This window comes from Pseudomonas sp. W3I7, assembly GCF_030816095.1.
GTDB lineage: Bacteria > Pseudomonadota > Gammaproteobacteria > Pseudomonadales > Pseudomonadaceae > Aquipseudomonas > Aquipseudomonas salomonii.
Window position 1 is genome coordinate 2,671,667 of record NZ_JAUSXP010000001.1, and the last position, 16,008, is coordinate 2,687,674.

At 54.6% G+C, this 16,008-nt stretch carries 27 protein-coding genes; 8 read left to right on the plus strand and 19 right to left on the minus strand.

Translation table 11 applies throughout. The features are described 5' to 3' along the window. The first annotated feature begins 350 nt into the window (after positions 1–350). Positions 351–692, plus strand: coding sequence for a hypothetical protein (locus QF043_RS12295; RefSeq protein ID WP_307418681.1), 342 nt, complete (start codon positions 351–353; stop codon positions 690–692). On the opposite strand, the gene QF043_RS12300 is transcribed toward QF043_RS12295, so the two are convergent. Both QF043_RS12300 and QF043_RS12305 read right to left on the minus strand, forming a co-directional pair. After that, complete coding sequence (locus QF043_RS12300; protein WP_307418682.1) at positions 689–1,015, minus strand: DUF4406 domain-containing protein; 327 nt, start codon at positions 1,013–1,015, stop codon at positions 689–691. The two genes, QF043_RS12295 and QF043_RS12300, sit on opposite strands and share 4 nt — an antisense overlap. Positions 1,016–1,302: 287 nt before the next feature. Beyond that, a complete protein-coding gene (locus QF043_RS12305; protein WP_307418683.1) occupies positions 1,303–1,443 on the minus strand; it encodes a hypothetical protein in 141 nt (46 codons plus the stop codon). Between the two features lie 66 nt (positions 1,444–1,509). Between QF043_RS12305 and QF043_RS12310 the strand changes: the two genes are divergently transcribed. The 3 genes from QF043_RS12310 (at position 1,510) to QF043_RS12320 (ending at position 3,443) form a co-directional block, all read left to right on the plus strand. Next, entirely contained in the window at positions 1,510–2,199 is a 690-nt protein-coding gene (locus tag QF043_RS12310) for a hypothetical protein (protein WP_307418684.1), read from the plus strand. A gap of 523 nt (positions 2,200–2,722) precedes the next feature. After that, a complete protein-coding gene (locus QF043_RS12315; RefSeq protein ID WP_166405635.1) occupies positions 2,723–3,097 on the plus strand; it encodes a DUF6864 domain-containing function in 375 nt (124 codons plus the stop codon). Further along, entirely contained in the window at positions 3,084–3,443 is a 360-nt protein-coding gene (locus QF043_RS12320) for a hypothetical protein (RefSeq protein WP_307418685.1), read from the plus strand. Before QF043_RS12315 ends, QF043_RS12320 begins: the two co-directional genes overlap by 14 nt. A gap of 196 nt (positions 3,444–3,639) precedes the next feature. Here QF043_RS12320 and yejK read toward each other — a convergent pair whose 3' ends face one another. Further along, entirely contained in the window at positions 3,640–4,647 is a 1,008-nt protein-coding gene (gene yejK, locus QF043_RS12325) for a nucleoid-associated protein YejK (RefSeq protein WP_307418686.1), read from the minus strand. 109 nt (positions 4,648–4,756) lie between these two features. Here yejK and QF043_RS12330 point away from each other — a divergent pair, with 109 nt between their 5' ends. Beyond that, a complete protein-coding gene (locus QF043_RS12330) occupies positions 4,757–4,975 on the plus strand; it encodes a hypothetical protein (RefSeq protein WP_307418687.1) in 219 nt (72 codons plus the stop codon). Between the two features lie 24 nt (positions 4,976–4,999). On the opposite strand, the gene QF043_RS12335 is transcribed toward QF043_RS12330, so the two are convergent. Beyond that, positions 5,000–5,539 carry a hypothetical protein gene (locus QF043_RS12335; protein ID WP_307418688.1) on the minus strand — a complete coding sequence of 180 codons (540 nt, stop codon included), beginning with the start codon at positions 5,537–5,539 and terminating at the stop codon, positions 5,000–5,002. Positions 5,540–5,593: 54 nt separating this feature from the next. Between QF043_RS12335 and QF043_RS12340 the strand changes: the two genes are divergently transcribed. Then, positions 5,594–6,403, plus strand: coding sequence for a DUF4145 domain-containing protein (locus QF043_RS12340; RefSeq protein WP_307418689.1), 810 nt, complete (start codon positions 5,594–5,596; stop codon positions 6,401–6,403). Here QF043_RS12340 and QF043_RS12345 read toward each other — a convergent pair. From QF043_RS12345 to QF043_RS12365, 5 genes are all read right to left on the minus strand, one after another. Next, the gene (locus QF043_RS12345) at positions 6,400–6,759 is read right to left on the minus strand and encodes a hypothetical protein (RefSeq protein ID WP_307418690.1); all 360 of its coding nucleotides are present in this window, start codon (positions 6,757–6,759) and stop codon (positions 6,400–6,402) included. The genes QF043_RS12340 and QF043_RS12345 overlap by 4 nt on opposite strands. Before the next feature lie 69 nt (positions 6,760–6,828). Further along, positions 6,829–7,299: a hypothetical protein gene (locus QF043_RS12350; RefSeq protein WP_307418691.1), complete on the minus strand. Its 471-nt coding sequence runs from the start codon at positions 7,297–7,299 to the stop codon at positions 6,829–6,831. After that, the gene (locus QF043_RS12355; RefSeq protein WP_307418692.1) at positions 7,296–7,538 is read right to left on the minus strand and encodes a hypothetical protein; all 243 of its coding nucleotides are present in this window, start codon (positions 7,536–7,538) and stop codon (positions 7,296–7,298) included. Before QF043_RS12355 ends, QF043_RS12350 begins: the two co-directional genes overlap by 4 nt. 7 nt (positions 7,539–7,545) lie before the next feature. Next, the gene (locus QF043_RS12360) at positions 7,546–8,109 is read right to left on the minus strand and encodes a siphovirus Gp157 family protein (RefSeq protein WP_198730132.1); all 564 of its coding nucleotides are present in this window, start codon (positions 8,107–8,109) and stop codon (positions 7,546–7,548) included. Next, positions 8,106–8,831 carry a hypothetical protein gene (locus tag QF043_RS12365; RefSeq protein WP_198730133.1) on the minus strand — a complete coding sequence of 242 codons (726 nt, stop codon included), beginning with the start codon at positions 8,829–8,831 and terminating at the stop codon, positions 8,106–8,108. Before QF043_RS12365 ends, QF043_RS12360 begins: the two co-directional genes overlap by 4 nt. Before the next feature lie 122 nt (positions 8,832–8,953). Here QF043_RS12365 and ykgO point away from each other — a divergent pair, with 122 nt between their 5' ends. Beyond that, entirely contained in the window at positions 8,954–9,109 is a 156-nt protein-coding gene (gene ykgO, locus QF043_RS12370; protein ID WP_307418694.1) for a type B 50S ribosomal protein L36, read from the plus strand. Here ykgO and QF043_RS12375 read toward each other — a convergent pair whose 3' ends face one another. The 6 genes from QF043_RS12375 to QF043_RS12400 form a co-directional block, all read right to left on the minus strand. Beyond that, positions 9,110–9,301, minus strand: coding sequence for a hypothetical protein (locus QF043_RS12375; RefSeq protein ID WP_307418695.1), 192 nt, complete (start codon positions 9,299–9,301; stop codon positions 9,110–9,112). 357 nt (positions 9,302–9,658) lie between these two features. After that, a complete protein-coding gene (locus tag QF043_RS12380; RefSeq protein ID WP_307418696.1) occupies positions 9,659–9,874 on the minus strand; it encodes a hypothetical protein in 216 nt (71 codons plus the stop codon). Next, complete coding sequence (locus QF043_RS12385) at positions 9,871–10,308, minus strand: hypothetical protein (protein ID WP_307421369.1); 438 nt, start codon at positions 10,306–10,308, stop codon at positions 9,871–9,873. Before QF043_RS12385 ends, QF043_RS12380 begins: the two co-directional genes overlap by 4 nt. Positions 10,309–10,466: 158 nt before the next feature. Next, positions 10,467–10,850 carry a response regulator transcription factor gene (locus tag QF043_RS12390; RefSeq protein WP_056861757.1) on the minus strand — a complete coding sequence of 128 codons (384 nt, stop codon included), beginning with the start codon at positions 10,848–10,850 and terminating at the stop codon, positions 10,467–10,469. A gap of 660 nt (positions 10,851–11,510) precedes the next feature. Continuing rightward, the gene (locus tag QF043_RS12395) at positions 11,511–11,762 is read right to left on the minus strand and encodes a DUF1654 domain-containing protein (protein WP_056861758.1); all 252 of its coding nucleotides are present in this window, start codon (positions 11,760–11,762) and stop codon (positions 11,511–11,513) included. Between the two features lie 165 nt (positions 11,763–11,927). Further along, positions 11,928–12,503 carry a hypothetical protein gene (locus QF043_RS12400; protein ID WP_056861759.1) on the minus strand — a complete coding sequence of 192 codons (576 nt, stop codon included), beginning with the start codon at positions 12,501–12,503 and terminating at the stop codon, positions 11,928–11,930. Between the two features lie 223 nt (positions 12,504–12,726). On the opposite strand from QF043_RS12400, the gene QF043_RS12405 reads away from it, so the two are divergent. Then, the gene (locus tag QF043_RS12405; protein ID WP_307421371.1) at positions 12,727–13,155 is read left to right on the plus strand and encodes a DUF2846 domain-containing protein; all 429 of its coding nucleotides are present in this window, start codon (positions 12,727–12,729) and stop codon (positions 13,153–13,155) included. Between the two features lie 162 nt (positions 13,156–13,317). On the opposite strand, the gene QF043_RS12410 is transcribed toward QF043_RS12405, so the two are convergent. From QF043_RS12410 to QF043_RS12425, 4 genes are all read right to left on the minus strand, one after another. Continuing rightward, a complete protein-coding gene (locus tag QF043_RS12410) occupies positions 13,318–13,794 on the minus strand; it encodes a hemerythrin domain-containing protein (protein WP_056861761.1) in 477 nt (158 codons plus the stop codon). Between the two features lie 381 nt (positions 13,795–14,175). Beyond that, complete coding sequence (locus QF043_RS12415; protein WP_056861762.1) at positions 14,176–15,093, minus strand: hypothetical protein; 918 nt, start codon at positions 15,091–15,093, stop codon at positions 14,176–14,178. A gap of 93 nt (positions 15,094–15,186) precedes the next feature. After that, positions 15,187–15,426 (minus strand): hypothetical protein, encoded by a 240-nt coding sequence (locus tag QF043_RS12420; RefSeq protein WP_056861763.1) that lies wholly within the window; start codon positions 15,424–15,426, stop codon positions 15,187–15,189. A 36-nt stretch (positions 15,427–15,462) separates the two neighbouring features. Beyond that, positions 15,463–15,981, minus strand: a complete 519-nt coding sequence (locus QF043_RS12425; RefSeq protein ID WP_307418698.1) for a DUF4823 domain-containing protein — start codon at positions 15,979–15,981, stop codon at positions 15,463–15,465. Positions 15,982–16,008: the final 27 nt, after the last annotated feature.

Below are 16,008 nucleotides of genomic sequence, written 5' to 3' on the forward strand. Positions count from 1 at the left end.
TACACGGAGTTGAATACCGATTTTGTTGCGCCTCAAGCGTCGTCGAAGGACACGATGGACTTGCGATGGAGTGCTGGAGGGGTAACAACGGTCCGTTGTTTGAGATATTTCGAAATGATGAAATGCTTCGATTTGAGGTGACGTTGTTCATACCGGATGTTCCGCTTGAGTTGCTCGAATACGCGGTCCCGATTGCACGAGCGTGGTTGGGAGAATTTGTTCCCTATCCCTGATGCCGAATCCTTGCCGCTATAGCGGCTGACTTTGAAGGGGAAGGATTGTTGCTTGGTTGAGATATTCGGAGTATTCAGGTTGTAGCTGCATTGGGCAGCAACCTGGAGCTTGTCAAAATGGCTATACGGTTCATCAATAGCGATGTAAGCGATAACGGGGTCGGCATTCGAGCATCTTCTGACGTCGATATTCATTTCGAATCAAGCAGAGCGGAGAGAAATCGAATTGCTTTCGATATTTTTGAGCCGATAACCCTCGCGCGAATTGGCCTGCCCGCCGATGCACCACAAGATCTGGTGCGCGATGTGATTGAGCAGTTATTGAAAAGTCGAGACGCGACGCTCGAGCATAAGACGGAGATCGTGAAAAAATCGCGCCTGAGCGAATGGCTTGCGGGGGCCGGGTCAATCACTGCTATTGCAAAAAATTTGATTGATATTGCCGCTAGTGGCTCTTAAATACCGGGCTGAGTAATAGCGCCCATCGTTACCAGATCATGGAAATTCACAACCGTCATGCCGAGTCGTTCGGCGATGAGGACTTCCAGGCGGGCACCCTTTGAATGCTCCCAGCCTGGCAAGGTGGCCATGGTGTCGCAGCCCATCAGGGCAGCAATGTCGCGGCGCATACAGTCGGTCCACGTTCCGCCTTTTGGGTTGATCTCGGCGGGGTTGGTGACAGTGTGGCCTTCGGCGCGCAGGTCGGTGGTAATGGCGTGGAAGGCGGCGAAGTTGAGGTCGGGTAGGCCGGTCATGGGGCCGCTGAGGTAGATGCGCTTCATGCAGCCTCCGCGATTGGCTGGCGAAACACTGGTAGGGCGCCGGCCTGTTCGCGTACCACCTTCATTCCTTCCGCGTCGTACCCCCAGATGTTGCTGTCGTCGAACCGCTCAGGACCGAGGTAACCAGGGTACATTGGCTCCCCGGTGCGGATGTAATCCCGGAACCCTTCGACGAGCCACCGAAACGTGCCGCCATGGCTGAAGCCGCTCCACCGACTGCCCCAGGTTGTTTTGTGCGTAAAGATGCGCCGTGCGCTGTAGTCGTCGATGAACCAGACCTTGCCGCGCTAATCCACTTCCATGCTGGCGTAGCAATCAGCGGCCTGGTTGAAGAAGAAGCGCCGGCCGTGGGTGCCGATGATCCGGATCATCTGGTTGACCTGCTCGGCTCGCTGCTGCTTCAGAGTGAATTTGTTTTCTGTAGGCATGGGGAGTCCTCACTCGGCGGCTATGCGGTCTGGCATAATGCCCGCCGGCAAATTTAGGGAGTGATTATGAAAAGGGACTGGGTAGTCTGGACTTGCTGTATTTGCATGTTCGCCGCTGGGACCGTCTGGGGGATGGTTCCGATAAGTACAGACTTTTTCGTGGTCCGCGATATTCACGACCTGGCCGAAATCATTGGCGCGATTGCCACAGTAATAGCGGTTCTTCTTGCTACTGCAGGCATTAACGCTTGGCGAGAGCAGGCCGTCGCAACGTCTGATCATGAGCTTGCAAGAAGGGTGGCAGTCACCTTGCAACGATACAAGTTCGCTTCGTACCGGGCATGGGAGTTTACGGACTACCTTATGTCAAATATGCAACTTGAGATAGGCAAGGGCGGTGTGTCAGATAGGTTTTTAGATGAGGTAAAAAGCCAACTTCGGGACCTTGAGATCATTAACGCAGAGGTGCACTCTATTGCCTTGGAGTGCCGAGCATTGTGGGGCGAAACAATCTGGGAGGACTTTCAAAAAGTATCCTGGCTAGGAACTCAGTGTCATGAATGCATTACCCTATATCTCCGCTGGTCTAGAGTGGATGAAGCGGAAAAACATAGGGCCGTATATTCAAGTGTGGCATTACAAGTTTTCACAGAGGTGAGGAAATTTGCAGGGAGAACGACCAAGGATGTGAACGCCTACATTGATCGGCTACTCGGGCCCATAGGCTTAGAGATCGGGAAAAAACTACTAAGGTAACGGTGCTGCGCAAAGAGAAACTCAGTTAAAGTGTTCATATTTAGGGCTTCCAACTCACTCCAGACAACCTTCGCCGTCCTCGTCTTCGGGTTAATGATCGGCTCGCCCTTGGTGTCTACCAGCACTGCCTTTACCCTGTTTGCATATCTGGGCACCTCAGCCTCTGTGAGCCAACGCATTGAACTGAGGGTTTGTTTCAACACGTCAGTCACAGGCGAGAGATCGCAACGATGACATCACCTTAAAACCGATGCCCCGAGTAGAAAACTCTCATTCGAGTCCTAGTTTTTAAGCGGACTGGCTTAATCGAACGGATCAAGCGATCTGAGTAATACACAAAAATTGAGAATAGGCGATTTCGAAACGAATTGCTGATAGTCTTCAATCACTACGATCGAGTAAGATGGCTGTTGGTGATAGCTTAATCGGGTAGCCATGGTTGGAAGCGTAGCTACTACGAAGGTTTGGACCTTGAGGATTGCTAGGGTTATTTGCTTGCTGAGCGGAAGTTAAGGAGATTGCGTTGATCAAACAATCGATTGCTATAGGTGATCACAAAGTAATAGCCTCTGGTACTGTCGTCATTCCGACAGACCAAAGTCTTATGACTCTAAGTGTCCAGGATCTTACATTTAACTTCATATTTGAGAGCGACGAAGGCGACTCTCGTATGAAGCTAGATGGCGGAGGGAAGATCTTAAATCTTCACTTGGTGAACTATGTATCAAGTGGTGGCCGCGGCAGGACTCGTGATTTTCTGCGAGTGGGAACTATGGGGGGGGCTCCACTCGGTTTGGCGTTCATCGTGAGAACGAATAAAAATAAAAGTCGGGTTTGTGAGTATACTTTGGTTAAGCTGAATGCCGTAAACAAGGATGTTGAAAATGGCGATGAGTGAGGATGATGGTGATTCGATAATATTAGGCAATAAGATTGATGTGCCAGTTCTAGCGCCGCGGCAACCGCGCTCCAGTTTTTTTTCTTTTAATAGTAATCCATTCTCTCACTTAATCGGCAAGGGCGACCAAGCAAAGGATTCGGTTGTTTGGTATTTGATCACAAGAATGGTTAGGCTGTCTGCTTTGGTTATAGTTGTGCTCTTTATCGTGGATATATATTTTAATAAGGGGGTTAATTGTCTGTCTATTTTAAAAGAGACGTGGAGTGTGTTTGCGCCAATAATAACTTTGTCCATGGGTTACTTGTTTGGAAAAAAAGAGCGTGGAAAGTCAGAGGATGATTAGCAAGTGGTGAGTGCGGGCAATAATCCTGACTTACTAAATGCGACTGGTTTTAAAGGGTTTTATGTTGAGATGTGATGTTAGTTTAGAGGTAGTATCTATCATTCAGGGTTTTTCTTAAGCTCGATCTTAACTTTAATCATTAGATTGCGGCGCCACGTTTTCGCTAATCACGATTTCGTGGCGTGGATAACTCTAATCAGGCAACTACACGTTTTATTTGATCGGTGAGCTGGGTCGGCAGGTTGCGCAGCGTCAGAGTGCCACCCGCTTCGTCGAACTCGATCTTGTCGCCCAGAAGGTGCGCTTCGAAGCTGATCGACATACCTTCAGCGCGGCCGGTGAATCGCCGGAATTTGTTGAGGGTCTTCTTATCTGGCGGCAGGGTCTCGGAAAGCCCGTAGTCCTTGGCCTTGATGAAGTCGTAAAAGCTCTTTGGGCGGTCTTCGTCGATCAGCCCTGACAGCTCGTCGAGGGTGATCGGCTCCCCCAGCTTGGCCTGGGCCATTGAGTAACTGACCAGCGCGTGCGTCTTCTCGCGGGCTGACTCGTCTGGCAGATCCTCGCTTTCAACAAAGTCACTGAACGCCTTGAGCAAAGTTCGGGTTTCGCCGGGGCCGTCAATCCCTTCCTGGCAGCCGATGAAGTCGCGGAAGTATTCGTTGATCCGGCGGCCCTGTTTGCCCTTGAGGTATGAGATGTACTGCTTCGACTGCGGGTTGTTCTGCCACTCGCTGATATTGATGCGCGCGGCTAGGCGGATGTGATCCAAGTCGAGGCGCTTCACCGTCATCAGGTGGAGCCCTTCGGTCATTGTCACCGCTTCGGTTTCCTGCACCAGGGCGATCATCAGGTAATCGGTCATGCCTTGTTGGTAGTGGCAGAAGAGGGCGTGCCCACCGGTGGTGAGGTTCGACTCTTCCATCAGCCTGTTCAGGTGCTCGACGGCGGTGGTGGTGAAGTCCAGGAAGTCGGTAACGCCGGCCAGGTACTTGCCGAGCCAGCCGCTGAATGGGTGAGCGCCTGACTCTTGGTGGAAGAACCCCCAGCCCTTGCCGGCAGTGGCGTTGTAGCTTTCGTTGAGCTGGCTCATCAAGTCGTCGCGGTCTTGGCTTTCGACCTGCTCGGATGTGCCCAGGAACAGAACGGCCGGGCTGCCGTCGGGCTTCTTGTCGATCTTGTGGATGACGCTGTGAAGGATGGGCATTGCGTTTACCTCGGGCAGGCGCCGCCCTCCGGTGGCCGGTGGTGGCAATTTGGTTTGGGTTGGGGTATTACGGGTGACCGGCATGGAGCCGGATCAAGGAGAGAGACAGATGCCTACAGAACGTGAAGTTGCATTGGAGCAGGCGCTCGTCGCCGTAATTGCAGCCGCAGAAACAAGCGGTGCGGACGTCAGAAAGATCATTGAAAAGGCAGGCGTATATATCATAGACAGCGGCAGCCCTTATCAAATTGCCAGCAACGCATACGGGGTTCAGGCGGCGCAAGAGATTAGTAATGCTCACGCGCTGGTGCTATCAAGGACGGAGTAACAATTCAAGCCGCGTTGCGCTGGCTTAATACCCGCTGCCGCGCCGCTTCAAACCGCTGCCGAGGATCTCGGCAGCGCCCTGGATTTTCTCATTTCCATCCTCAAGCCTGAGGCCGAGATTCAGGTAAACGACCCCATCCAGCTCGAAGAACACGCCGCCGCACATCCGCAGCGCGCCGGTGTTCAGGCCGATCGACTCCCAGGCCGCGTCCATATCGATACTGGCGGGGCAATGCTCCTTCCACAGTGTCAAAAGGCGCTCATGCTCGACGACCTGGGAGGCGCGCGCTTCCTTTGGTGTTCCTTTCGCCGGCTTGGCGCTTGAGCGAAGGGCGCGGTAGTCGTACTGGTCGGGGCGGCACCAGTGCACGTCCAGTTCGCGGCTATCACTGATCTTCACGCCGCCGACGTAGCTCCGATTACCTGACCGCATCGGCGAGGCCGCACCACCAAACACCTGTCCAAGCTTGGCGCGCTGGGCGTCCCACTCTTTGCGTTTGGCTTCCCAGGCGATTACCGCGGCAACCACGGCCGGGGCGGTGGTCTTGTACATGTAGTTGCTCATGGATTATCTCCAGTCAGGCGCCGCCCTCCGTGACCGGTGCGGCGTGGTGGTTATATGCCTAAGTTTGTGGTCTATTTCACGCTCCGAACTAGAAGGGCGTGTCGAGAAATGCGACTTAAACGGAATCAGCTGGAATATGCCTTCACCGCTTCCAATGTCCCTCCCTACGCCTGCCCGCACTGCGAAGCGGGCATCCTCCAAGTCGAGGGCAAGCTGGATAGCCATGCGACCGAGGCATCAAAAAAAGATCAGGATTACGGTAGTGATCCTGACTTCGTAGTTCTGAACTTTCACGGAAAGTTGGTGTGCACGACCTGCTCCGATATCGTTTTTGTTGTCGGGACTGGCGGCGTTGAGGCAGAGCATGAAGTTGACGAAACCGGTAATTGGTCATCCGAGTGGGTGGAATACTTCGACCCTCGATTTTTCCACCCACCGCTAAAGCTCGTGAACTGCCCAGAAAAAACTCCCTACACGGTAAAGGAGAAGGTCAGGGCGGCATGTGAGGCGTACTTCTGCCAGCCTGATTCGTGCTGCAATAGCATTCGTGCGGCAGCCGAAGAAATTCTTACAGACCTGAAAATCGACCTCAAAAAAGCAGATGGCGGCTATCTCAGCTTTTCTTCGCGAATCAATCAGCTTCCCCCTGAAAGGGAGGCGGTTAAGGCGCTTTTCGATGCTATCCGGTGGCTCGGTAACCATGGAAGCCATTCTAACTCTTCACTTTCGAGATCTGACGCATTGGACGCATTTGATGTCATGAATTTGTTGCTAGAGGAGTTGTACAGCGAGACCCGGCTGAAAGCGCGGGAGCTGGCAAAGCGGATCAACGATGCCAAAGGACCTGTCGGTCGGCACGGCTAACTAGTTGCGGGGATCAATACCCCCGAATCGTCCGGGTCGTCGCCGAGCATCAGTCCAGGCGAACGCAGCTCCCGACTAATGTGGAACTGCTCTAGCTTCCGCGCCACAGGCGGCGAAACCGTGATTTCGTGTCGAGGCGGATCAAGCAGCGGCAAACACTTTTGAGGCCCTAATGCATGCAGATGGTAAATCATCAGCGTCATCGCCTCGCCCTGCTCAGTAATGCCTGACCACTCCATCAGGTCGGCCAGTGCCTGGCGTGTGCCGGGGCGAACCCTGAGCCTCAATTCCTCTTCGGCAAGTGCCACGCGCTTCCTTGCGGTTTTCGCCGAGCGCTCCTGCACAGTCTTGGCCATGGCCTACCTCTTCTATTCCACTGGCCGGCAGTGCGAGCCAGGTTTGACGTTTGCGTTGCTGGGTGCGAGCTATGCGGCGCATGAGTCGACCTTCACCTGGCGCCAAGCGCCGACCGCTTCGAAGATCCGCGCGGCATGTTCCTCGCCTAGCGACAGGGTGTCGGGGATAGCGATCCAGCCAGAAGCCACCATCTGGCTTTGATTGGCCTGGTCGCGCAGCTTCTTGTAGCAATGCTCGATCACGTCTTCCAGGTGGTCGGAGAGGTAGACGCCATCGGGCGCCACCTCCATCGACTTGCTGTAGCGGTCGCCGCGGGCGTCGATGCAGAGAGCGCTGAGGTAGATCGTCCACCTGTGGGGGATGCCGCAGACGGCCTGGCCGATCTTCCCCGGCGCGATGTTCTTCAGCGACTTGTAATTGATCATGCCCTGGCGGCCGCTCGGGTCGATGTTCACCACCGCTACGTGGTTGGAGGTCAGCAGCGAGCGGCACGACCTGGCGATGCGTGCCTGCAGGTTATGAGGCTTGCGCTTTTTCATAGTGCCTCCACAAGTTTGCGCAGCGCTTCACGCTCGGCCCGGGTGATGGGCGGCTTGCGGCGCTTGAGGATGGTTTCGGGATCGATCTTGGTGGAGCGGGGAGGTGGCAGCGGTTTGCGTGGCGGGCTTGGCAACTGCGCGACTGTCCCGCCAGCGGCCAAGAACTCCGCCGTGCGTTCCGATATTGAGTAAGCGTCCTGGCGGTGCTGCTCGACCAGGCTGAGGTGGTTGCTGATCATGTCGGCCTCACTTGATGCGGATTGAGCTGTCGCCGCGCTCGAGGTGAGCCCATTTCGGCTCTTCGAGAAGTTCGTGTTCGACGTCCTCGCCGGCGGCCATGCGCTTGCGCACTTCAGCATTGTGGTCGCGGATTGCTTTGAGCTTGGTGGCGATAGCGCGCTTGTCAGGTGAGAACACGGTTTTGGTATCGATGAAGTCGTCCGGGATGTCATCTTCTTTATCGACAATGACTTTTTCGGGCGCCAGAGCCAGAGTGATCGTGAACAAGGGCCGTCGGATCGTCTTGATGTCGGCGGCCTCCATGTTGTTGCGCAGGTATTCATCGAGCTTGCCAACGGTATTCTTTCGGATGCGCTTGAGCTCATTCAACCGGTCGACCTCTTTGTCTATTGCATCGATATCGCCCTGGATATTCCGACTCAGCATTACGACACTTTCTGCCTTATCGCTGAACTCGCCCTGTATCTCGTCCATGGCATGCTGCAAGGCCTCTTTCAGGCCCTCATCATCCGTGTCGGCCATGGACTGGAGCTCGGCGAGCTTGCCGGCCAATGTGTATAACTGGGTCATGCTGCGTTCTCCTTCTCGGCATCAGTGATTCGTTTCCATTCCAGCGAGATACGCTCGGCGCCCTTGGTGTCCTTGCGCAGAGTGAGTTTGCGTACCGCAACGTCATGGATCTTTTTCAGCTCTTGGGGGGACTGGGCTCCGGCCATCGTGTCGATAACCGATTTGATGTAGTCCAGGCGCTCCTGCTGCTGGCGAGCCTTCTCGGCCTCCTTGTCTTCGGCGTGTTCAATCAGCTCTTCATCCTTCAGTTGATTGACGTACTCCGCGTCGTCAAACATTCCCAGGAACACGTCGGCGCTGAAGCCGAGCATCGATAGCGATTTCTTGATGGCATCGGTCAGCGACTTCTTCGGCGCCTCGCCATCGGTTGTCGTACCGAACTTCGATTTGTAGAGGTAGCGAGTGCATCCGTACTGCTCAATCTCGCCGCGTTTTCCGTCCAGCTCGAACCAGAAGCGAATTTTGATGGTGTGGTTGAGTTCACGACCCAGCACCAGGCGTTTGTCGCCTTCGCCGCTGGCCATTTCTGAGCCTTCGTCGAAGCGCTCCTCCATGACCGTCCAACCAAACCCAATTCCGACCGGGCCGAACACTTCGGTGGCCTTCATGATCATCGCCGTACCGTTCAGGCTGGTGATCTTCTGACCGCCAACCTCGGCAGCTTTGGTGTAGCGGGTATCGGTCGTGCTGACCTTTTCCCAGATCTGCATGTTCGTCGACATGGGGATTCCTTGCCGCGATGCTCGCAGCGATAAAGGGGGAGGGGAAATAAGAGTTGATAAGCGTTCTTATTCGTATCTAAGATATGTAATAACGTATCAACTCAATGCAAGGAGCCTCACCTATGAAAGTTCTGTCCTCACTCAAAGAAGCGAAAAACCGTCATCGCGACTGCCAGATCGTGAAGCGCCGGGGCCGGATCTACGTGATCTGCAAATCCAATCCGAAATTCAAAGCGCGGCAGGGCAGTGCGAAGAACAAAAACAAAGGGAAGAGTTGATCAGCTCTGCGGTTCTACTCGGTAGCGCAGGACCTGGAGAACGCGACCTCCGTATCCTGGTTCTGCGTATTGCTCAATTGGTGCACCGTAGAAGCCGCGGCGCTCTGCCAAACTGTACGCCTCGCGTAGGTTGTGAGCGCTGATATCCTCAATCTGCTCGTCGATCAGTGATTGGACTAGTGCAGTAGTCATGGCCTTCTCCTTGTATATGCGCCGCTGATTCTGATGTGCCCGCGAATGGTTTTTTCGACGAGTGACGTGTCTAGATCAATGGTTCTAAGGGCATTAGGGGTTGTCACCTCAGAATTTGGTGTTTACTCTGAAAATGTTCGAATTGTTACGAATAATTTCGGAGGCGCCTGTTTGTGAGGCGCGATACTTCAGGAAGAGGAACGAAAAATGTTTTCACACGAAGGTCCCGCAATAGAGCTGATGGTGTTGGTTTTTTGTCTGGCTGGGCTGCTTCTGGTTGCTTGGTTAATTCACCATCTGTACGAGCGTAAAAACGGGAAAGGCGTTAAAAAACAACAAAATCGTAACGCAGGTCGTTCAACTTAGGATCGTTGCAGTTCTATCCATTTGAGCCAGCCGCTTCCGGCTGGCTTTCAGTAACCAGGCGCTGTAGTGGTGAAATTCATCCGCTGTGAAGGTGCCGCTGGTGAAGTGACTCACTATTAGTTTTTCAACCAGTGACTCTGCAAAAACTGTGGAGTCGGGATGATCCAAGGCGAGCAGGGCGATCGAAACTTCGACGTGCGGGCTCATAGCTCGTCATCCACGTCGTCTTCTGCCTCTTCCCGCTCCGCTGCTACTGCGTCTGCGGCATACGGCCTCAGCAGCGCTACGGCGATCTTCTCGACCGCTTCAATGGGCCGTTGCTGGCCCAGCAGGTCGGCGGCGTGGGCCCGCGCATCGCTCTGGCTGCCGAGCATTGCCGACAGCAGCAGGCGGGCAAACGAATCGCGCTGGTCCAGGCCGTCTATCTGGCGCTGGTTTAGGTGACCCTGCAGGACAGTGCAGAACCGGTCGAACGTCACGACCTGCGGCTGGCCGTAGCGGCGCTTCCACTTGATGTCGACGCCGCACACCAGGCGCTCCGCCGAATGCTCAAGCCAGTCAGTCACCTCGTCGCTCTCGCTGACCTCTGGAGGCAACTGAGCGTCGTAACGCTCCTGGCAAATATTCAATGCTGCGTTCATGGTCGCCTCCAAGGTGGCGGGTTGTTCACCTGTATTCGTCAACACTCATGCCTCCCGCTGGTTGCCGATGGGCGCGGGGGAGGAGTGCTGACGTAATAGAGGTGGGGAAGGGTGCCCAGGCACGCTACTGGCGACGGCCTGGGTTTGTTGCGTACCTATCAGGAGAACAGCTCGGCGCATTCCGCCCTGCGCACCGTCCGCATCTGAGCCATTCGCCTTTCCGGCGCCCGGCGATCACGACGCAGTGAGTCGTCACTGATCATCGAGTGCATTGCGATCAGCGCCGCCAGCACAATGCAAACCGGCGTGATGATCTGGCGCTTCATGGCCTCAGCCACCAAAGCAGTACGCTTCGTAACGCCCAGCTTGAACATCGCATTGGTTAGGCGCTTTTTGACGGTGCCAGCTTCAATGCCTGCTTCCCGGGCGATCTCTTTCGAGGTGAAGCCCTGGGCAATCCACAGAAGGAACTGAAGTTCTCGCGGCGCTAGGCCACGTCCGAGGTGGCCTTTCCATGAACCGTTGATGATTGTTGCTTCCATCGTGGTGACCCTCGTTTGGTTTCCCGTTAGTCCCTGCTGCCAAGGACTATCGGTGAAACCCCCGACCTCGCTACTGGCGTCAGGCTGGGGTTGTTGCGTCAGCGGTGTGGCCCGTTGCCCGCTGCTGATTGCAGGGCAGGCCGGTCGTCATCGGTGTGGGCTTCGAGCTTCCTACTCACAGCGTCAAACAGCATCTGTTCGCCATGGATCACAGGTCCTTACAACATGCACGCTACAGCTCTGAATGCCCTGGCTGAGTGGGGCAGGGTGCATGAGGTCCGGCGTTCCCAGCCGAAGCTATCGGGACCGCTAATTCTGTTCAGTTGAGTCTCCCTTCTACCGCTGGGATTCGCGGGGCGCATTGCTTGCCAGGTCATTCGCACGGTTCGAGCGTTTTGCTCTCGATCAGCCGTACAGGATGTTCCTGTCGTGGGCGGGCTATCTGACCCGTCTGATCGCCGGTCGCCGGTAGAGGCAATGCGGTCTGTTGGTATTTCTGTATTGCGCTGACTGTTAAAGAGCGGCGCAGCTCTCGCTGCTGGCCGGAGATGTTCGTTGCTGGCTTGAGATGAAATATAAGCCAACTTATTTTTAGCGTCAATAAGCAGGCTTATATATTTTCCTGGGGGCGATAAAAAGCCCGCTCACTGGCGGGCTCATTTAGGAATCGCAGTACTCGCGCCAGCCGATGCGGACGGCGCCGTCATCCAAATGCTCGATCCTTATGCCTGCGGTGTCGCCGATATCCTGGATTACCTGGTGCCAGGCTTCAGGGCTTTCATCGTCGCGCCTGGATACCTCCACCAACTGAATCCTCTGGACCTGGGGAGAAGCGATCAAGCGTTGCAGGCGGTGGCCCACAAGCTCGTAGGAGTTTCTCGGTTTAGGTGTGGGGTAGGGTGCCTGGTTCATGCCTCGCTCCTTGCGAATACTGTATGTGCGTACAGTATTGGCGCTGACATATGTTGGCAATAGGGCGACAAGAAGTTTCATGCATAAATGCATATTGGCTTGCTACGTGCTTTCTGTTTGGCATGAAAAAGCCCGCACATGGCGGGCATTCTGGAGTTGGAAGGGTCAGTCGGTAATCGGTGGATACTTTCCGCTGACCGAATCCCTGTAGACGATTTCGCTGAATAGCCTGGGGCCGTCGCGCATAGTGGCCAGAGCCTGCTTGGCTTCCTCCTTAGTTTCAAATGGACCTGCGCCCACGGCCAGGCCAATCATTGAAACAACTGGAAGTCCGGCGCTGGTGATGGCTTCCATTGTTTGCTGTTGCTCTTCCACGTCACGGCACGCCGTGGATGCTACCCAGCCGTTTTTCAGCCTTGGTGCTGCGGCGGGCTCAACGTCTGCCCCGCAGTGCTTGCACTTGATCGCAGCAGTCTTGATGCTCTCGGCACACATAGGGCAGGGCCGCGTGTCTTTCTCTGCCGATGAGACAAGAGGCTGGCTTTTCCCGCCAAGCAGAATCATGAGCAGGCCGGCCAGCGCAATCACTCCGCCGACAATCGTGTGCACCTGGCGGTCCGCCATGAGGCCCAGGTTGTTCACCCGTCCGCCGGCGCCAGTCGGCACAGACACATCCATGCTCACCGCGAAGATCAGCCAGCAGACGCCGACGATGAGTGCAAACGTCCCAAATCTTTTCATTGGATCCCTCCCATAATTGTGCGCGCATTTTACCATTCGTGGCGTACAGCCACCATTGGCGGGAAGCCTGACGGGAGTGTGGCGTGTGCAAAATCACCATAAAAGGTTTGATTGAGTGACCTGCATTGCTGATCATAAAGCGCTTAATCAGAATGGAGCGGTTATGACACGGGTATGGAAGGTTTCAGCATTTCTCTGGTTGGGGCTCCTCAGCTCCTGCACTATGACAGGGCCAAAATTCACGCCACTTGAAAACGTGGATTCTCGACGTGGTGTTCTCTACGTATACCGGCCCAGTAACTACGATATGGGCCTAATGTCCGCCTTGATTTCCTTGGATGGAAAGCAAGTAGCCTCTCTAGAGAACGGTGGCTACATAGCCGTGCCTGTAGCACCAGGTGAGCATACGATTACTCAAAAATGGAAAGCTGGCATCTTAGGAAATACCGATCTTGAGGGCGGTACCACCACAGCTGTCGTTGACGTTAAAAGCTCAAATGCGTCTTACGTCAGCCTCACATCCAGCGGCAGGAGAGTGGAGGCAAACCGCTTCAATGCGGTTGCGGTTGAGCTGAAATGGCAACTGAATCAAGTCTCTGCCGATCAAGCATTGCCCGAAATTTCTCAATGTAGAAAGGTTGAAGCGATCTAGCTCTAATCGGAACGCAATAATGAAACTCAAATCGCAGAAAAAGAAATGCCTGCGACGGGGAGTATCGGGCTTAAAGGGTTCTCCAGGAGCTGGGTTGGATACAAGAAACCCGGCACTGGGCCGGGCTTTTTTCTGGCGCCGGGACGCCTGACTACGCACAGGTCATGCAGCGAGCTTGGAAGCGCTTAGGCTCTTTTTCAATGATGCCTTCAGCTCTAACATTTGATCGCCGAGCTGATCGAGCTTGGACTTGCCGAGGAGTTTTTTGGCTTTTGGAAACATGTCAGTTTCCTCTTCCTCTATGTGATGCTCGAGCAACTCCTTGACCACTTTGACCCGACCAGCAAATTCCGGTGTCGTAGGGTCTGTAGCTTTAAGGTCGGGCAGAACCAGTGAGTCGACTGTGCGGTGCTCTTCCTTTGCTTCGTAGTACATCTCGGCTTCTTCCTTGCCACCCGCTGCCTTGAAGGCTGGATAAAGGATCTGCTCTTCCAACTGAGTGTGGATTGAGATTTCCATTTCCAATTTATCAAGAAGATCAGTGCGCTTCTTCACCGCGCGATCTGTCGATTCGCTTAACTGAGTCAGAATGGCTTTGACTTTTTCGTGGTCGGCTTTGAGCAGGTCTATGGCGTTCATCTTTTAATCTCGCTATCACGGAGTGTTTTTTGCCGATCTGCGTCGGCGACTTCTGGATGGATATCGCATACGGCGTGCCAGAATCAGGAAATCGCGAATCTCCTCTAAATCAGTCCGTTACGCGCCATGATGGCTATTCGCGCTCATGCACCATGCCCGAATTGGCCGTCGGGACAGTGCAGATCGCAACAAATAAAAAGCCCGCATCCGCGGGCCAATGTCGGGCTTCAAAGGGAGAGTGGTCACTCGACGCTGGTTAATGTAGACCATGAGCTACGAGAAGGGGTTTTAGCAGGCGAAGAAAAGCCCGCTCGGTGGCGGGCTAGGGATTCAGATCGGGGAGGGCAGAAACAAGAAGCCCGGCGCTGGGCCGGGCTTGATTCAATCGGGGTGTTGAATTGGAAGCTTTAGCTGAGTGCCAGAGCGGCGATGGTCAAGCACTTCCAAAACTTGGTGCTCGGCCTTCAACTGATCGCCCACAAGTGTTTTAATTTCCTTTAGGCGAACCCTTAAGATATCTCCCTTGCCAAATCGCAGATCGCCACTCTCAATCATCGAAAGGAAACTTGGATCAACAATTGACGCGTAGAACGTGGACGCGCCATCGTGGAATCTCCATTTATTTTCGTCGCGAAAGGCGATGTTCACCAACTGAAGGCTGGCCACTCGCTCACTCTCATCAAGTCGCTCCTCTTCCTGCTCGGGAGCGATGAAGTTTTCGGCTTCCGTTTCTGATGCCGCTACGAAATCGCCATCAGGCTCGCGAACGGCGAAGTAATCAACTCCCGGCCGCTGGAGCGGTTTGTGCACTACGTCTTGGAAAGCCTTGCGTAGCTTCCAATTTCGGAACAGCGCTAACACCTTTTCCTCGGTGTCGAAATGCTCCTGATCGCAGAAAACCCTGACAACGCCATCGCTAAGGATTTCAACTTTTGTGATATCTCGATTGCGAACCCACTTGATGAGCTGAAAAACACCCCTCGTTGTTAGGCTCGTAAAGCCGAGCAGGGCGATCAGATTCGCCGCTGCGGTAACCGGGCTACCGGCAAAAAGATCCTGGGCTTGCTGAATCAGACTCTGCGTTACGCCAAGATCAATTCCAAAACTGCCAGTTTTAAATGATCCTTTGACGCTGACGGAGAGCTTGGTTCGGCCATCGTTGAGCGTGGCGTTTGCCTCTTCGAAAAGCTCCCCGAGAGCCAGAAGGGCGGGCGCAAGATCACGCACCTCCATCTCGTGCGATTGAAGCGCGGGCCCGTCATAAACGACTTGTAGCGATGCTTTGCTCATGTCTTCCATTGTTGCTTCCGTGCGTGATTCTGTCTATTTAAGACTATGGCTGCCCGTCCGAAAGCGAGAGGCTACAGCATCCCTCCGCGCCAAACTATGCGCCTATTCAGGCTTGCTTCGATTTATCTGCCCCGCCTTCACCTCGTCCGCATACCCAGCCAGCCGATCCTCGTCCGCATGAAGCACCGTGCACATCTTCAGCACGGCCTGGGCGTCCGCCTCATTCCCCGCCAGGCTCAGCTGCTCCGCAATCCTCATGAGCTCTACGGCTGACCACTTGAGGTCGGAGGCGACGCCTTGCAGGTCGCGCTTGAGATCTTGGTTTGGCTTGGTGAGGGGCACGGGACTTTCTCCGAATCGATAGGCGCTGGCGCCGGCTCAGTATAAAGATGAGACGAATGTCTCAACCGGCTCGGGCAGCAAGTCCTGTGGGTGATCCCCGCCAAATGTTGCAATACCGCTTTCACCTGACGCGATCCCGGAGCTGATTACAGCCCCTGAAGAAACCCGAATTACGCTTATTTTGACCTCTACCTTGTCAGGGATCATCGACCATTCAGTTGCGCGATCTTCCCAATGCAGGATGGCCGGAAGAACCAAGATATCTTGCCCGCTGCGCTTCGCTTTTTCTAAGGCCAGATCATAGCTAGAGGCTTCTGGATCTACCGTTACTGCTGCCGATCTTCGCGCGAACGCCGCGTAGAGGATTTGCGCTGTATTACGACCGGAGCCTTTGTACACCTGGTCGCCGTATTCACCATCAACCGGAGTAGCTATGTATATCTTGTCCGTTCGATTGAGCTGCTGAGTAGAGCCAGACTGATTTGGTAGCCACTGATGGGAGTCGGCACAGCCAGAAAGCGCCGCGACCAAGATTAGAACTACGGGCATGCGCATCTCGATTTCCTTTTCAGATGTCCTGCA

Bases quoted from the DNA above. Each gene is read 5' to 3' on its own strand.
- QF043_RS12295 (WP_307418681.1), top strand. From the start codon at position 351: ATGGCTATACGGTTCATCAATAGCGATGTAAGCGATAACGGGGTCGGC.
- QF043_RS12300 (WP_307418682.1), bottom strand. From the start codon at position 1,015: ATGAAGCGCATCTACCTCAGCGGCCCCATGACCGGCCTACCCGACCTC.
- QF043_RS12305 (WP_307418683.1), bottom strand. From the start codon at position 1,443: ATGCCTACAGAAAACAAATTCACTCTGAAGCAGCAGCGAGCCGAGCAG.
- QF043_RS12310 (WP_307418684.1), top strand. From the start codon at position 1,510: ATGAAAAGGGACTGGGTAGTCTGGACTTGCTGTATTTGCATGTTCGCC.
- QF043_RS12320 (WP_307418685.1), top strand. From the start codon at position 3,084: ATGGCGATGAGTGAGGATGATGGTGATTCGATAATATTAGGCAATAAG.
- yejK (WP_307418686.1), bottom strand. From the start codon at position 4,647: ATGCCCATCCTTCACAGCGTCATCCACAAGATCGACAAGAAGCCCGAC.
- QF043_RS12330 (WP_307418687.1), top strand. From the start codon at position 4,757: ATGCCTACAGAACGTGAAGTTGCATTGGAGCAGGCGCTCGTCGCCGTA.
- QF043_RS12335 (WP_307418688.1), bottom strand. From the start codon at position 5,539: ATGAGCAACTACATGTACAAGACCACCGCCCCGGCCGTGGTTGCCGCG.
- QF043_RS12340 (WP_307418689.1), top strand. From the start codon at position 5,594: ATGCCTAAGTTTGTGGTCTATTTCACGCTCCGAACTAGAAGGGCGTGT.
- QF043_RS12345 (WP_307418690.1), bottom strand. From the start codon at position 6,759: ATGGCCAAGACTGTGCAGGAGCGCTCGGCGAAAACCGCAAGGAAGCGC.
- QF043_RS12350 (WP_307418691.1), bottom strand. From the start codon at position 7,299: ATGAAAAAGCGCAAGCCTCATAACCTGCAGGCACGCATCGCCAGGTCG.
- QF043_RS12355 (WP_307418692.1), bottom strand. From the start codon at position 7,538: ATGATCAGCAACCACCTCAGCCTGGTCGAGCAGCACCGCCAGGACGCT.
- QF043_RS12360 (WP_198730132.1), bottom strand. From the start codon at position 8,109: ATGACCCAGTTATACACATTGGCCGGCAAGCTCGCCGAGCTCCAGTCC.
- QF043_RS12365 (WP_198730133.1), bottom strand. From the start codon at position 8,831: ATGTCGACGAACATGCAGATCTGGGAAAAGGTCAGCACGACCGATACC.
- ykgO (WP_307418694.1), top strand. From the start codon at position 8,954: ATGAAAGTTCTGTCCTCACTCAAAGAAGCGAAAAACCGTCATCGCGAC.
- QF043_RS12375 (WP_307418695.1), bottom strand. From the start codon at position 9,301: ATGACTACTGCACTAGTCCAATCACTGATCGACGAGCAGATTGAGGAT.
- QF043_RS12380 (WP_307418696.1), bottom strand. From the start codon at position 9,874: ATGAGCCCGCACGTCGAAGTTTCGATCGCCCTGCTCGCCTTGGATCAT.
- QF043_RS12385 (WP_307421369.1), bottom strand. From the start codon at position 10,308: ATGAACGCAGCATTGAATATTTGCCAGGAGCGTTACGACGCTCAGTTG.
- QF043_RS12390 (WP_056861757.1), bottom strand. From the start codon at position 10,850: ATGGAAGCAACAATCATCAACGGTTCATGGAAAGGCCACCTCGGACGT.
- QF043_RS12395 (WP_056861758.1), bottom strand. From the start codon at position 11,762: ATGAACCAGGCACCCTACCCCACACCTAAACCGAGAAACTCCTACGAG.
- QF043_RS12400 (WP_056861759.1), bottom strand. From the start codon at position 12,503: ATGAAAAGATTTGGGACGTTTGCACTCATCGTCGGCGTCTGCTGGCTG.
- QF043_RS12405 (WP_307421371.1), top strand. From the start codon at position 12,727: ATGACAGGGCCAAAATTCACGCCACTTGAAAACGTGGATTCTCGACGT.
- QF043_RS12410 (WP_056861761.1), bottom strand. From the start codon at position 13,794: ATGAACGCCATAGACCTGCTCAAAGCCGACCACGAAAAAGTCAAAGCC.
- QF043_RS12415 (WP_056861762.1), bottom strand. From the start codon at position 15,093: ATGGAAGACATGAGCAAAGCATCGCTACAAGTCGTTTATGACGGGCCC.
- QF043_RS12425 (WP_307418698.1), bottom strand. From the start codon at position 15,981: ATGCGCATGCCCGTAGTTCTAATCTTGGTCGCGGCGCTTTCTGGCTGT.